The sequence below is a fragment of the Streptomyces rapamycinicus NRRL 5491 genome, assembly GCF_024298965.1.
Taxonomy (GTDB): Bacteria; Actinomycetota; Actinomycetes; order Streptomycetales; family Streptomycetaceae; genus Streptomyces; species Streptomyces rapamycinicus.
Genome location: NZ_CP085193.1, coordinates 1,131,525 through 1,145,606, shown reverse-complemented (window position 1 = coordinate 1,145,606; position 14,082 = coordinate 1,131,525). Strand labels below are relative to the sequence as shown.

At 73.6% G+C, this 14,082-nt stretch carries 11 protein-coding genes and 1 pseudogene; 5 read left to right on the top strand and 7 right to left on the bottom strand.

The features are described 5' to 3' along the window. Window positions 1-33: 33 nt before the first annotated feature. Window positions 34-1,491, bottom strand: coding sequence for a xylulokinase (xylB, locus tag LIV37_RS04990; RefSeq protein WP_121825809.1), 1,458 nt, complete (start codon window positions 1,489-1,491; stop codon window positions 34-36). 118 nt (window positions 1,492-1,609) lie between these two features. Here xylB and xylA point away from each other — a divergent pair, with 118 nt between their 5' ends. After that, window positions 1,610-2,782, top strand: a complete 1,173-nt coding sequence (xylA, locus tag LIV37_RS04985; protein ID WP_020866009.1) for a xylose isomerase — start codon at window positions 1,610-1,612, stop codon at window positions 2,780-2,782. 96 nt (window positions 2,783-2,878) lie between these two features. Here the strand turns inward: xylA and LIV37_RS04980 are convergent. From LIV37_RS04980 to LIV37_RS04970, 3 genes and pseudogenes are all read right to left on the bottom strand, one after another. Then, window positions 2,879-3,850, bottom strand: a pseudogene (locus tag LIV37_RS04980) (pectinesterase family protein); the annotation flags it as partial. Window positions 3,851-4,272: 422 nt separating this feature from the next. Further along, the gene (locus tag LIV37_RS04975) at window positions 4,273-5,547 is read right to left on the bottom strand and encodes an SWIM zinc finger family protein (protein ID WP_121825810.1); all 1,275 of its coding nucleotides are present in this window, start codon (window positions 5,545-5,547) and stop codon (window positions 4,273-4,275) included. Further along, window positions 5,544-8,495: a DEAD/DEAH box helicase gene (locus tag LIV37_RS04970; protein WP_020866007.1), complete on the bottom strand. Its 2,952-nt coding sequence runs from the start codon at window positions 8,493-8,495 to the stop codon at window positions 5,544-5,546. The genes LIV37_RS04975 and LIV37_RS04970 overlap by 4 nt, the downstream gene beginning before the upstream one ends. A gap of 142 nt (window positions 8,496-8,637) precedes the next feature. Here LIV37_RS04970 and LIV37_RS04965 point away from each other — a divergent pair, with 142 nt between their 5' ends. After that, window positions 8,638-8,820 carry a hypothetical protein gene (locus LIV37_RS04965; RefSeq protein WP_020866006.1) on the top strand — a complete coding sequence of 61 codons (183 nt, stop codon included), beginning with the start codon at window positions 8,638-8,640 and terminating at the stop codon, window positions 8,818-8,820. A gap of 323 nt (window positions 8,821-9,143) precedes the next feature. Here the strand turns inward: LIV37_RS04965 and LIV37_RS04960 are convergent, their stop codons facing one another. Beyond that, window positions 9,144-9,941 carry a hypothetical protein gene (locus LIV37_RS04960; RefSeq protein WP_020866005.1) on the bottom strand — a complete coding sequence of 266 codons (798 nt, stop codon included), beginning with the start codon at window positions 9,939-9,941 and terminating at the stop codon, window positions 9,144-9,146. Window positions 9,942-10,043: 102 nt separating this feature from the next. Next, complete coding sequence (locus tag LIV37_RS04955; protein WP_121825811.1) at window positions 10,044-10,580, bottom strand: PadR family transcriptional regulator; 537 nt, start codon at window positions 10,578-10,580, stop codon at window positions 10,044-10,046. A gap of 111 nt (window positions 10,581-10,691) precedes the next feature. Between LIV37_RS04955 and LIV37_RS04950 the strand changes: the two genes are divergently transcribed. Further along, window positions 10,692-11,459, top strand: coding sequence for an alpha/beta fold hydrolase (locus tag LIV37_RS04950; protein WP_020866003.1), 768 nt, complete (start codon window positions 10,692-10,694; stop codon window positions 11,457-11,459). A gap of 43 nt (window positions 11,460-11,502) precedes the next feature. Here the strand turns inward: LIV37_RS04950 and LIV37_RS04945 are convergent, their stop codons facing one another. Further along, window positions 11,503-12,123: a class I SAM-dependent methyltransferase gene (locus LIV37_RS04945; RefSeq protein WP_020866002.1), complete on the bottom strand. Its 621-nt coding sequence runs from the start codon at window positions 12,121-12,123 to the stop codon at window positions 11,503-11,505. Between the two features lie 243 nt (window positions 12,124-12,366). Between LIV37_RS04945 and LIV37_RS04940 the strand changes: the two genes are divergently transcribed. Then, window positions 12,367-12,882, top strand: a complete 516-nt coding sequence (locus LIV37_RS04940) for a roadblock/LC7 domain-containing protein (RefSeq protein ID WP_121825812.1) — start codon at window positions 12,367-12,369, stop codon at window positions 12,880-12,882. Beyond that, window positions 12,851-14,044: a zinc-dependent alcohol dehydrogenase gene (locus LIV37_RS04935; protein ID WP_020866001.1), complete on the top strand. Its 1,194-nt coding sequence runs from the start codon at window positions 12,851-12,853 to the stop codon at window positions 14,042-14,044. Before LIV37_RS04940 ends, LIV37_RS04935 begins: the two co-directional genes overlap by 32 nt. Window positions 14,045-14,082 lie beyond the last annotated feature (38 nt).

Here is a 14,082-nt window from a genome sequence, read left to right as displayed (position 1 = left end):
GCACGCTGATCCGACCGGGGATAACACAGGCTCTCACGCGTGGCGCAGCAGGCCGTCGGCGTCCGCCAGCACCCGGGAGAGCCGCTCCAGCGCCGCCTCGTCGCGGGGCACCGGACCGTAGGACGGCCCCTCGGCGGTCGCCCAGCGCCGCGCCACCGCCGCCGGGTCCTCGCCCAGCACCAGCCCCGCGGCCTGCGCAGCGGCCCCGAGGGCGACCAGTTCCTCGGCCCGGGGCACCTGGACCGGGCGTCCGCTCAGCCGCCGGACCGTCTCCCGCCACGCGGTGCCCTTGGCGCCGCCGCCGATGAGCAGCAGCGGGGCGTCGGGTGCCGCGTCCGCGTCCAGCACCTGGTCCAGCGCGGTGAGCAGGGCGAAGACGGCGCCGTCGTAGGCGGCCTGGAGCACCTGCCCGGGTGTGGTGTCGTGGCGCAGTCCGTGCAGCAGCCCCGAGGCGTGCGGCAGATGGGGGGTGCGCTCGCCGTCGAGGAACGGCAGCAGCACGGCCGAGCCGCCCGGCTCCACCGCCTCCCGGTCACGGCCCAGCAGCGCCGCGATCCGGTCGACCGCGAGCGTGCAGTTGAGCGTGCACGCCAGCGGGAGCCAGGCGTCACGCGTGTCGGCGAAGCCCGCGACCACTCCGGTGGGGTCGGTGGGCCGGTGGGCCGAGACCGCGTACACGGTGCCGGAGGTGCCCAGGCTCAGCACTGGCTGCCCCGGACGCAGACCGAGCCCCAGGGCGGCCGCCATGTTGTCGCCGGTGCCGGTGGCCACCAGGGCGCCGGTGGGCAGCGGCAGATCGGGCAGCTCCCGTACGGTCCCGGCGGCCTCGCCGTGGCGCAGCACGCGCGGCAGCAATTCAGGGGTGAGCCCGACCCGGCCCAGGATCTCCTCGTCGTAGGACTCGGTGCCCGAGGCCCACCAGCCGGTGCCCGAGGCGTCGCCGCGGTCGGTGGTGCCGTAGCCGGTGAGCCGCTCGGTGAGGTAGTCGTGGGGGAGCCGGACGGCCGCGGTGGCGCGGGCCACCTCCGGTTCGTTCTCCATGAGCCAGGCCCACTTGGTGACGGTGAAGGCGGGCGCGGGCACGCTGCCCACCCGCTCCGCCCATGCCTTGGGGCCGCCCAGCTCCTCGATGAGCCGGTCGCGCTGCGGTGCGGAGCGCACATCGTTCCACAGCAGTGCGGGCCGCACCGAGCGGCCCGAGGCGTCCAGGGTGACCAGGCCGTGCTGCTGGCCGCCCACGGAGACCGCGGCCGCCTCCCGGGCCGGGGTCCCGCACTGGCGCAGCGCCTCGGTGAGCGCATCCCACCACTGCTCGGGGACGGACTCCTTACCGGTGCCGTCGCTGCCGCCGCCGACGGTGTGCGGGGCCTGTCCTCGGGCGACGACCGCACCGGTCGCGGAGTCGACGACGAGCGCCTTGGTCGACTGCGTGGAGCTGTCCACGCCGACGACGAGCGGTCCTTGCGGCACGGGCACGGCTGCTGCTGCCATCTCGCGCTCTCCCTTGCGTTCATGGGGCGTGCGGTGTGCGGGTTGTACGGGGCTTCCCCGGAATGCTCGCGCATACTAATTTGTAAAGCGCCATGACGAAATAGGCGAGGGAGCCGCGATGAGCTACAACCCCACCCCCGAGGACAGGTTCACCTTCGGACTGTGGACGGTCGGCTGGCAGGGCCGGGACCCGTTCGGGGACGCCACCCGCCCGGCGCTCGACCCCGTGGAGTCCGTGACCCGGCTCGCCGAACTCGGCGCGTACGGCGTCACCTTCCACGACGACGACCTCATCCCGTTCGGCGCCTCGGAGACCGAGCGCGAATCGCACATCAAGCGCTTCCGGCAGGCCCTGGACGCCACCGGGATGACCGTGCCCATGGCCACCACCAACCTCTTCACCCATCCGGTCTTCAAGGACGGCGCTCTCACCGCCAACGACCGCGATGTGCGCCGCTACGCGCTGCGCAAGACCATGCGCAACATCGACCTCGCCGCCGAGCTGGGCGCGAAGACCTATGTGGCCTGGGGCGGCCGCGAGGGCGCCGAGTCCGGCGGCGCCAAGGACGTACGCGCCGCGCTCGACCGGATGAAGGAGGCGTTCGACCTGCTCGGCGCGTATGTCACCGGGCAGGGCTACGATCTGCGCTTCGCCATCGAGCCCAAGCCCAACGAGCCGCGCGGCGACATCCTGCTGCCCACCGTCGGCCACGCCCTGGCCTTCATCGAGCGGCTGGAGCGGCCCGAGCTGTACGGGGTCAACCCGGAGGTCGGCCACGAGCAGATGGCCGGGCTGAACTTCCCGCACGGCATCGCGCAGGCGCTGTGGGCGGGCAAGCTCTTCCACATCGACCTCAACGGCCAGAACGGCATCAAGTACGACCAGGACCTGCGGTTCGGCGCGGGCGATCTCCGGGCCGCCTTCTGGCTGGTCGACCTGCTGGAGACCGGCGGCTACGAGGGCCCGCGCCACTTCGACTTCAAGCCCCCGCGCACCGAGGACGTCTCGGGCGTCTGGGCCTCGGCCGCGGGCTGCATGCGCAACTACCTCATCCTCAAGGAGCGCGCGGCCGCCTTCCGCGCCGACCCCGAGGTCCAGGAGGCGCTGCGCGCCTCGCGCCTGGACCAGCTGGGCCTGCCGACCCTCGACGAGGGCGAGACCCCGGCGGCGCTGCTCGCGGACCGCACCGCCTTCGAGGACTTCGACGTCGAGGCGGCCGCCGAGCGCGGTATGGCCTTCGAGCGCCTCGACCAGCTGGCCATGGACCATCTGCTGGCCGCGCGCGGCTGACCGCGTCCGGCTGACCGCGTCCGGCCGCCGGTCCCGCCCCCCGACGGGACCGGCGGCCGGGGCTCTCACCGGCTCAGGACTCCGGCCGGCGGCCGCTCAGGACGACGGCTGCCAGCCGCCGAGCCAGTCGGCGACCTCGTAGTCCGCGGCCTGGGCGTCGGTCAGCTGCGGACGGTCCGTGCTCGCCGCACCGGAACCGGCGCCGGTGTTCTTGTACTCCGCGAAGCGGTCGTCCTTCCAGGAGAAGCCGCTCATGTCCGTCCACGGTGTGGTCTTGACCGCCGCTGACAGATCCGTATTGCGAACGACCGCCTGCGGATCGAGACTGGCGTCGCCGCCCGCGTGCCAGGGACGGCCGAGATAGAACGACCGGCTGCCGACATCCCCGGTGATGTTGCTGTTGATGAACAGGAAGCCCTTCTTCCCGGCCGCCGTCGAGGGCGCCGCGACATAGCCACCGGAGCTGCCGTCGTAGCGCTTGACGAGCCGGATCGCCGACTTGTTGATCACGGCGGAGGCCCGGCCGAAGACGAAGTCGACATTCCCCTGGATCCAGGCGTTGTTGACATACACCCGGCCGACCTTGTCCTTGCTCGCCGAGTCCAGCAGCAGGGTGTCCTGGTCCCCGACCGCGCCGACGTTGTCCAGGACGATCCGGTCGCCCGCGGTGCGCAGCGCGACCGCCTGCTTGTCGGTGATGCTGGTGTTGCCCTCGTTGAAGTCGTTCACGAACTGCAGATTGCGGGCCTGGAAGTCATCGGCCTCGACGGCCACGGTCGCGCTGCCGCTGGTGCCGTAGGTGCCTCCGCCGGGCTTGGGGGTGCCGGAGGCGTTGTTGTAGACGATCGTCACGTCGTTCTTGCTGCTCGTGGTCCCCACCAGCCGGATGTGCGGCTTGTTGGCGGGGACCTTCACCGTCTCGCGGTACGTACCGGGCTTTATGGAGATGGTGACGGCGGACGGGTTGTTCGCCGGTACCGCGTCGACGGCCGCCTGGACGGTGGTGTAGGTGCCGCTGCCGTCCTTGGCCACCACGATGGTGGCCGCCGCGGCTATGGGCGTGGCGGCGTGGGCCGGGGCGACGGCGAGCCCGACGCCGGTGGCCAGGGCCAGGGAGCCGATGAGCGGAGCGGGGCGGCGGCGCCGGGGGCGCCGTGGACTGAGGGTCATGGTCGGTGACTCCGTCCCGTGGAGGCGTGCCGAGGGGGTTGACGCCTTACGGTCTCCACGGCGCATCCAAAGGTTGCCGCCCGGCTGCCTTCGGCGTGGCTGGTTCTTCGGCCCGCACACGTCTTCGGGCCGCATGGGCCTTCCGCCCGCATGGGCCTTCGGGCCGCCTGGACCTACCGCCCGTACGGGTCTTCGGGCCGCCTGGACCCTCCGCCCGTCTCGTCTGCGGGCACCGCGGCGCCGTCGGGATGGGGCGACCTCCCTGGCCCTGGCCCGAGGCCGATGGCGGACGAGATGCCGCCACCGGCCGTGTCGCCGCGTCAGCCGTCGGAGCCGGGCATCGCCAGCGCCGCCGCCGGGTCGGGTCCGGCCGGACCCGCGGGCCACCAGCGGCCGCGTTCCCTGCGGTACGGCCACCAGCGGCCGTCGTGGCCGTAGCGCACCTGGAGATCGGCGCCCACCACCGTCCAGCGGTTCGCCGTGGCGCGCAGCCGGGGTGCTCGCTCGTCCCCCTCCCAGGCGGCCGCGAGCTGGGCGCGGGCCCGCGCGAGGGCTTCCGGGCCCGGCGTCCACTCCTCCTCCAGCACGGTGAGCGCGGCGGCCCCGCCGTGCTCCCAGGCGCGGACGGCCCGCGCCAGATCGGTGCGGTCGCGCCCGCAGCCCGTCGCGAGCCGGGCGGCGATCGGAGCCGGGGGACCGGCGGCGGTCAACCGCACCGTGTCCTGCCACACCGTCAGCGCGGCCGGGACCGGGGTGGTGGCGTGGCCGGGGGCGAGCGCCTCGGCCAGCAGCCGCTGGGCGCGTACGGCGGCGTCCGCCGCCAGGAACTCCAGCGCGGCCACGTCCAGCCCCTCGGCCGGGTCCGTGCCGCCCGCCAGCGCCGGAGGACGGCCGGGCGCGGCGACGGCGGGCGGGGGTGCGGGCAACGGCGGCGGACCGGGCGCGGCGAACGCCTCCCGGGCCGGTACGCCCTCCGGGGCCGGGGGAGCGGCGTCCTCCGCCGTTCGCGGAAGGTGGGCGGCCCGTGCCGCGCTGCGCACCTGGAGCTCGTCCAGCAGCTCCCGCTCCCCGCGTCCGCGCATCAGGAGCAGTACGTACGGATCCTCGTCCAGCAGCCGGGCGAGCTGGTAGCAGAGCGCGGCGGTGTGCGGGCAGTGGTCCCACGCCTCGCAGCCGCACTCCGGCTCCAGATCGCCTATCCCCGGCAGCAGTTCGACGCCGACGACCGCCGCGTCCTCGGCCAGCTGCGGGGGCATGTCGCGGTCCAGCAGGGCGGCGATATGGCCGGAGCGGTCCGCGACCACCTCCAGCAGCCGGTCCCATTCCGCGTCCCTGAACTCCCGCAGCAGCACGTCGGACCGGTAAGGCGTGTGGTCGCGGTCCCGCACCACGGCGGTGACCCGGCCGGGGCGTACGCACACCGCGCCCACCGCTCCGTCGCGCGCCTGCTTGCGGCCGCGCCTCAGCTGCTCGCCGTCCAGCGCCGTGTCCTCCAGGGCCTTCAGCCACGCCTGGCCCCACCAGGTGCGGGCGAAGCCGCGGCCACGGGCGGGCGGCAGCGCGGCGAAGGTGCGCTCGGACTCGGTACGGCTCATCGTTCGGTCCCCCTCAGCTCCACGAGCTCCGCCAGCTCGGAGTCGGTCAGTTCGGTCAGCGCGCCCTCACCGGAGCCGAGCACGGCGTCCGCCAGCTCCCGCTTGCGCGTCAGCATCGCGGCGATGCGGTCCTCCACGGTCCCCTCCGCGATGATGCGGTGGACCTGCACCGGCTGGGTCTGGCCGATGCGGTACGCGCGGTCGGTGGCCTGCGCCTCGACGGCCGGGTTCCACCAGCGGTCGTAGTGCACGACATGTCCGGCCCGGGTGAGGTTGAGCCCGGTGCCCGCCGCCTTCAGCGACAGCAGGAACACCGGGACCTCGCCGTCCTGGAAGCGCCGCACCATCTCCTCGCGCCGCGCCACCGGCGTACCGCCGTGCAGCAGCTGGGCCGGCACCCCGCGCGCGGCCAGGTGGCCCTCGAGGATGCGCGCCATCCGGACGTACTGGGTGAAGACCAGGACGCTCGCGCCCTCGGCCAGGATGGTGTCCAGCAGCTCGTCGAGCAGCTCCAGCTTGCCGGAGCGCCCGGGGACCACCGGCCGGTCCTCCTTCAGATACTGCGCCGGGTGATTGCAGATCTGCTTCAGACCGGTGAGGAGCTTGACGATGAGTCCGCGCCGGACGAGACCGCCGGTGCCGGAGATCTCGGCGAGGATCTCGCGCACCACCGCCTCGTAGAGCCCGGCCTGCTCCTTGGTGAGCGCGACGGCCCGGTCCGTCTCGGTCTTGGGCGGCAGCTCGGGGGCGATACCGGGGTCGGACTTGCGGCGTCGGAGCAGGAAGGGGCGGACCAGTTTCGCCAGCCGCGCGGCGGCCTCGGGGTCGCTTCCGCTCTCCACGGCCTGGGCGTAGCGCCTGCGGAACGCCCCATGGGTGCCCAGCACCCCCGGCGTGGTCCAGTCGAGGATCGCCCACAGCTCGGAGAGGTTGTTCTCGATGGGGGTTCCGGAGAGCGCCACGCGGGCCTTCGCGCCGATGGTGCGCAGTTGCCGCGCCGTCGCCGAGAACGGGTTCTTCACATGTTGCGCCTCGTCCGCGACCACCATGCCCCACGGCCCGGCCTCGGCCAGCCGCTGCGCGTCGAGCCGCATCGTGCCGTAGGTGGTGAGGACGAACTCGCCGTCGTCAAGGCCGTCCAGGCTGCGTGCGGAGCCGTGGTAGCGGCGTACCGGGGTGCCCGGCGCGAACCGCTCGATCTCCCGCCGCCAGTTGCCCATCAGCGAGGTGGGGCAGACCACCAGAGTGGGCCCGGCGGCCTCGGGGATGCCCATACGGTGCAGATGGAGGGCGATCAAGGTGATGGTCTTGCCGAGCCCCATGTCGTCGGCGAGACAGCCGCCGAGGCCGATCGAGGTCATCCGGACCAGCCAGTCCAGGCCGCGCAGCTGATAGTCGCGCAGGGTGGCGGCCAGGGCGGAGGGCTGGGGCACGGGCGCCCGCTGGGCACCGGCGGTCCCCTCGGGGTCGGCGAGGTGGTCCCGCAGGGCCTCCAGCCAGCCGGTGGCCCGCACCTCCACATCGGTGCCTTCGGCCTCCGTGCGACCCGTAAGGACGGCACCGAGGGCGTCGGCGGGGGTGAGTTTGCGGTCCTGCCGGTCCCGGACGCGGCGCGCCGCGTCGGGGTCGAGGAGGACCCATTGGTCGCGCAGCCGTACCACCGGCCGGCTGGCCTCGGCGAGCCCGTCGAGCTCGGCTCGGGTGAGCTCCTGGTCGCCCACGGCGAACCGCCAGCTGAACCGCAGCAGCGCGTCGGCGGAGAGGAAGGCGGGGAACCGGGGCCCGGTGTCGTCCTGAGCCTCGTCCTCGCCGTCCGGGCCGATGACCGCGCGGGCGGTGAGCCCGCGGGCCAGTTCCCTGGGCCAGTGCACCTGGACCCCGGCGGCGTCCAGCGCCCCGGCGGCCGGACCGAGCAGCTCGGTGACCTCCTCGTCGGCGAGGTCGAGGGCGTCGGGCACGGCGGCCGACAGCAGCGGGGTGAGCGGTGCCCAGGCGCGGGCCGCGCGCCGCAGGGTCAGCAGGGCGTCCATACGGGCGCGCGGACCGAGGGCCGGGGTGATGGGCGAGGTGCCCGCCCAGACCTCGGCGGCGTCCGCGACCAGCGCCGGATCGGTGAGGCTGTGCAACTGGAGGACGGCACGGAAGCGCGGCCCGTCCGCCTTACCGTTCCCACCGCCGCCGTGCAGCAGCTCGATACGGATCGAGAGCCGCACCCCCGCGTCGTGCCCGGCGGCCACGTCGGCGGCCCAGGAGCGCTGTTCGGGCAGCCGCCGTGGCGCCGGGGCGGCGAAGGAGGGGCCGCCCGAGGCCAGCGCCGCCGCGGGCGAGCGCGGCAGCCCGTCCGCCACCGCGTCCAGGAACGCCCGCAGATGCCGCTCGGGCTCGGGCAGCAGCACCGGGCCGGAGACGGGCAGCGGCGTCGCGTGCGCCGTGGGCGGCATGGCGGCGGCCAGCTCGCGCACCCGCGTCAGATCGTCGGGGGTGAGCGGACCGACGCGCCAGGCGTCGTGGTCGGTGGCGCTGAGTCCGGGCAGCAGCCTTCCGCGGGCCGCGAGTTGGAGGGCGAGCACGGCGGCGGCGCCCCAGAAGGCCGTGGCGGGGTCGCACTGTCCCGGACCGGTCTGTGCGGCCCGCGCCCGGGCCCGGGTGAGCACCGGCAGCGCCTCGCCCAGGGGCAGCAGGAGCGCCCTTACGGTGTGCGTTTCGACGGCGAGGCCGGTGGGGCTGGGGCCGGTGGGGTCGTCATGGGGACCGTCATCGGTGCCGTCCACCGGGACGACGACCGTCAGCTCCTCGGCGGAGCCGGTGGCGGGGCCGGACGGAGGCACGCCGTCCGGCCGCCAGAAGGCGACCCGGCCGGTGCGTGCCGGGTCACCGGGAAGGAAGACCGCGGTGCAGCGGGAGAGTTCTGCGATGTCGGAGGGTGTTGCCGCGGAGGGTGGTGTCACAGCGCTGAGCGTTCCTCAAATTTGACTAGTCGAGCCCGGGCCGCCCGAGGGTACAGGATCACGGCGCGGGGAGGAACCGGGTGCCGTCGGTGTCCGTTGTGTGGAGTGAGTGCGGCTATGGGCCGTGAAGGAGGCGGGTGAGATGTCCACACGCGCGAAGGTCGCCACCGGTGGTGTGGTGGCAGGTGTGATCCTGCTCTGGGTGTTGCCCTTCTGGGCTGCGCTGCTGGTGATCGTGGGAGTGCCGGCGGCGGCCTATCTGCTGCTGGATTCCTCCCAGCGCCGCAGGCTGAGCAGGGTCACCCGTAAGCAGCTGGGACGCTGAAGCGGCCGGCCGCCGAGCGCGGCCGGCTGGGCCAGGGGCCACGGGCGGAGCGCACCCGGGAGTGACCGTGCAGTACCGATCGCGGACCGCCCGCGACCCCGTTCCGGGCCCGGCCGGATGGGAGCGGTCATGCTTCGCCGAGGTCCGGGGCGGCGTCCGGGACCGGACGGAGAGGGCCGCGGGCGACCGTACGGGCGGCTGGTCATGCGCGTCGGCGTGTTCCACTTGCTGGTCGGCGTCGTGACCAGCCCGTACGGCGTCCTTGGCCGACTCCGTACGGGACAGGGCGGGACGTCGGGTCTCAGTGGGGCCGTACGGCCGTCTCAGTGGGGCCGTACGGCCAGCTTGTCCAGAGCCGTCAGCAGCCCCGGCAGTTCGGGGCCGCGGCCGACCGGCAGCACCTCGCCCGGTGCGTCGTCCAGCAGCACGAACGCGATGTCGTCGGTCCGGGCCACCATGCTCCAGCCCGGCCCGTCGGCCCGGAGCGTCCGCGCGTCACCGGAGGCGAACGCCGAGCGGATCCGCCCCAGCGGCGGGGGTGAGTCCAGATAGTCGCGCGCCTCTTCGAGCACCCGCCGCACGCCCCCGTGCGGCTTCTCGCCCGGGGACACGAACGTCACATCGCTGTCGACCTGCTCACGCCAGATCGCCCACTGGAGCGCGATCTCATCGGCGCCGAGCCGTCGCTGGGCCGGGCCCCACCGCTCCGAGTCCGGCGGCGCCAGCGGCGCCCGGGAGGCGTCTCCCCCCGGCTCGGGGTCGGGCGCGGGATCATGGGGAGCCGGTACGCCCGGGGCGGCCACGGCCACCGCGAGCGGCCAGCCGGGAAGCGAGGCGACCACCGTACGGTCTTCGATGGCCAGGGCGTACTCCATGCCGCAGTCCCAGGTCGCGATGGCGATGGCCACGAGCGACACATCGTCGGTGACCACCGTCCAGCGGGCGCCGCCGCCGTCCTGTCCCAGCACCAGCCCGTAGCCGGTGTCGTACGGCTCCAGCCCGAGCGCGGCACATGCCTCGGGATAGTCGTCGCCGAGCACGCTCGGGAATTGAGCGGGTGTCAGCAGCACCGCGGTCAGCACATACAGCGCCTCGTCGCGTGACTCCTCCGTGGCGGGCACGACAGCCTCCTATTGCGCACGCGGATCCGATGAGCGATCCGTCGTCGCGCACCTTAACCACCCAGTAGCCACGGAGTCGAGACATCGGGAGGCGGTCGGCCCTCAGTCGTCGGTCGCCGCCCGGAGCGTGTCCAGTGTGCGCCGCAGCCAGGACAGTTCGGCCTGGCTGGTGGCCCGGGCGATGGTGAGGATGCCGCGCCGGAAGGGATCCTCGACCTCTTCGGCCCGCAACGGGCGGTCGCCCTCGTAGAAGAAGCTCGACGGCTGCCGCAGAAAGGCCATCCGGCGCTCCAGCACCTCCGCCTGTGCCGACGCGTCGTCGAGGTGGCGCAGGAACGCCAGCACGGTGAACCAGCGGTTCTCGTCGGTGATGTCGGCGTCCGCCGGACGCGCGAGACGGCGGCGCAGCTCCGCCTGCCCCTCGGCGGTCAGCGTGAGCACGTGCCGGGGTGCGGCCCCCGCGCCCGGCTGGGTCCGGCGGGCCAGCAGACCGGCCTTCTCCAGCCGTTTGATCGCCGGGTAGAGGGTGGACTCGGCCACGGGTTTCACATGTCCGGTCAGCGCGGCGATGCGCTTGCGCAACTCATAGCCGTGCAGTGGGGCGTCGTGGAGGAAGCCCAGGATGGCGAGTTCGAGCATGGTCGCATTGTGCCGCAAGACCGCTGTACCTCGTAGACGCAATACATCGTCCTCGATGTATTGTCGGTGCCCGACGCGATCACTCAAGGCGGGAACGGCGGGAGGAAGGCCATGGAGCACGCCTCATTCGGCCCGGAGGGGGCCCACATCAGATGGACCGGCACGGCCGGGGGCGGGGACGGCGGCCCGCCGCGGGTGTATGTCCATGGGCTCGGCGCGACATCGGCCGTCCATCACGCCCATATCGCCGCCGTCCCGGCCCTCGCGGGCCGCCGGTCGCTCTTCGTGGACCTGCCCGGCCACGGGATCAGCGACCGCCCCGCCGGCTTCGGCTACACGCTGGAGGACCACGCCGACGCGCTGGCCTCGGCCCTCGAGGCGGCCGGGGCGCGGGGTGCCGAGCTCATCGGGCACAGCATGGGCGGATCGGTCGCCATCGTGCTGGCGGTGCGCCGCCCGGAACTGGTGTCCCGTCTGGTGCTGACCGAGGCCAACCTGGATCCCGATCCGCCGCTGTCGGCGGGCAGCAGCCGGATCGCGACCTACACGGAGGACGCGTTCGTGCGCGGCGGCGGATTCGAGGAGACCCTGGAGCGGATCGGGCCGGTGTGGCGGGCGACGATGCGGCTCGCCGACCCGACGGCCCTGCACCGCAGCGCGTGCGCACTGGTCCGCGGCACCCGGCCGACCATGCGGAAGATGCTCCTGGGCCTGGAGATTCCCCGCACCTTCCTCGTCGGCGGGCACGGCGAGGAGCTCACCGGGCGCGAGGAGCTGACGGCGGCCGGGGTGACGGTCCGCACCGTGCCCGGAGCGGGGCACAACGTGATGTTCGACAACGCCCCCGGCTTCGCGGCGGCGGTCGCGGGGCAGCCCTGAGGGTCTGCTCGGGCCGTTTCGGTCCGGCGCCCCCTTCCGGTCCTCAGCGGGCTTCGCGGACGGCGAGCGCCAGGAAGCGCGTGTCCTCGTCGGTGTACGACTCCAGCCGCCAGCCGGCGTCCGCCAGCAACGGCCGCAGCTGGGCCTCCGCCCGCAGGTCGTCGGGGGTGAGGGCACGGCCGTGGCGGGCGGCGAGAGCGGCCCGCCCCACCGGATGGAACAGCGCGAGCCGCCCGCCGGGGCGTACCACCCGGGCCAGTTCGCACAGGTTCTCGCGGGGGTCGGAGAGATGGGAGATCAGCCCGGCGGCGAACACCGCGTCGAGGCAGCCGTCGCGCAGCGGCAGCCGCGCCACATCGGCGAGGGCGAGGCCCGCGAAGCCGTCCCGGCTCTCACGCAGGGCGGCGTCCAGCATGGCGGGCGTGAGGTCCACTCCGAGGACCGTCCCCTCGGGGCCGGCCGCGGCGCGCAGTGCGGGCAGCGCACGCCCCGTTCCGCACCCCGCGTCGAGCACCGCGTCCCCGGGGCGGAGCCCGAGGTCGGCGACGGCGGCGGCGTAGGCGGGGCCGTCGTCCGGGAAGCGGCGGTCCCACTCGGCCGCCCTGGGGGTGAAGAAGTCCCGTACGTCGGCCGCGCTGTTTCCACGGGAGGGCTCATGTGGCACGGAAACTCCTCGGGACACCTTGGACACGACGGTGAAGCGCTGCGCTGAGCAAGCAGCCTACGCCCGCTTTGAGTGCAGATTCGGACGCTCATCGATCGCTCTGGCATCTGACTCTGTCAATTTTCAACAGGTTCCGTAATGCGCCCTCAATGTGCGCCCCCACCGGGGCTAGCGTCCCTGGCCCAGGGGGGGACACCTGGAGCGCCGCCCGGCGCGGCGCGTCCCGACCGAGGGAGACCGCCCATGACCAAGCCGCGCAGCACCGCCGCACGCCCCATGGCCGATCTCGACCGGATCCTGGACGATCTGGTGGCCGGGACCGCAGGCGTGCGCCATGCCGTGGTGCTCTCCCGGGACGGGGCCACCGTCAGCGCGTCCGCCGGGCTCTCCCGTCATGAGGCGGAGCACCTGGCCGCCGTCGCCTCCGGATTCCACGGCATCGCCGCGAGCGCCGGACGCCGGGGGCGCGGCGGCCCGTCCCGGCGGACGATGATCGAGATGACGGCGGGCACCCTCTTCGTCGTGGCGCTGGCCGACGGCGCCTGCCTGGCCGTGCTGGGCGCCGCGGGCGCCGATCCGGCCGTGATCGCCGAGGAGACGGCCCGGCTCGTGGACCTGGTGGACCGGGGGCGCGGCTCATGGTCCCGCCGCCGGTTCGGCCGGATGCGCCGGGGTACCCGAAGCCCTCGGAAGATCGTTCCGACGACTACGGCGAAGGGATGCGGTGATGCGAGCGGTGACCTGGCAGGGCCGACATGATGTGCGGGTCGAGACGGTGCCCGACCCCATCATCAAGGAGCCGACGGACGCGATCGTACGGATCACCACCACGGGGCTGTGCGGGTCCGATCTGCACCTGTACGAGGTGCTCACGCCCTTCATGACCCCCGGCGACATCCTCGGCCACGAACCGATGGGCATCGTGGAGGAGACCGGCCCGGAGGTGACGCACATCAAGCCCGGCGACCGCGTGGTGGTCCCGTTCCAGATCGCCTGCGGACACTGCTGGACGTGCCGCTCCGGTCTGCCGACGCAGTGCGAGACCACCCAGGTCACCGAGCACGGCATGGGGGCGGAACTCTTCGGCTACACCAAGCTCTACGGCGCGGTGGCCGGCGGCCAGGCGGAATACCTGAGGGTGCCGCAGGCCCAGTACGGCCCGATCAAGGTGCCCGAAGGAGTCCACGACGACCGCTACGTCTATCTGTCCGACGTACTGCCCACGGCATGGCAGGCGGTCGAGTACGCGGAGGTGCCGCGCGGCGGCACGCTCGCGGTCCTGGGGCTGGGGCCCATCGGGAACATGGCCTGCCGGGTGGCGAAGGTCCAGGGCCTGGCCGACCGGGTCATCGGCGTGGACCTCGTCCCCGAGCGGCTGCGCCGGGCGCGCGCCGACGGCGTCGAGGTCCATGACCTCAATGACTTCTCCCGCCAGGAGGACCTGGTCGAGGCCATCCTCTCGACCACCGGCGGCCGAGGACCGGACGCGGTCATCGACGCGGTGGGCACGGAGGCCCACGGCAGCCCGCTGGGCCGGACCGCTCAGCGGGCCACGGGTCTCCTGCCGCGGGAATGGGCCGCCAAGCTCACGGAGAAGGCCGGGGTCGACCGGCTGGCGGCGCTGCGGCTGGCCATCGCGCTGGTGCGGCGCGGCGGAACGATCTCCCTCAGCGGGATCTACGGCGGGATGGCCGATCCGCTGCCGCTGATGACCATGTTCGACAAGCAGATCCAGCTGCGGATGGGCCAGGCGAACGTGCGGCGCTGGGCCGACGACATCTTCCCGCTGCTGACGGACGACGACCCGCTGGGCGTCGACGGGTTCGCCACCCATCGCGTCCCGCTGGAGGAGGCACCCCGCGCCTATGAGATGTTCCAGCGCAAGGAGGACGGTGCGATAAAGATCCTCATGCGCCCGTAAACGTCGGATGGGCATGGGTGCGTCATGAAGGGATGGAT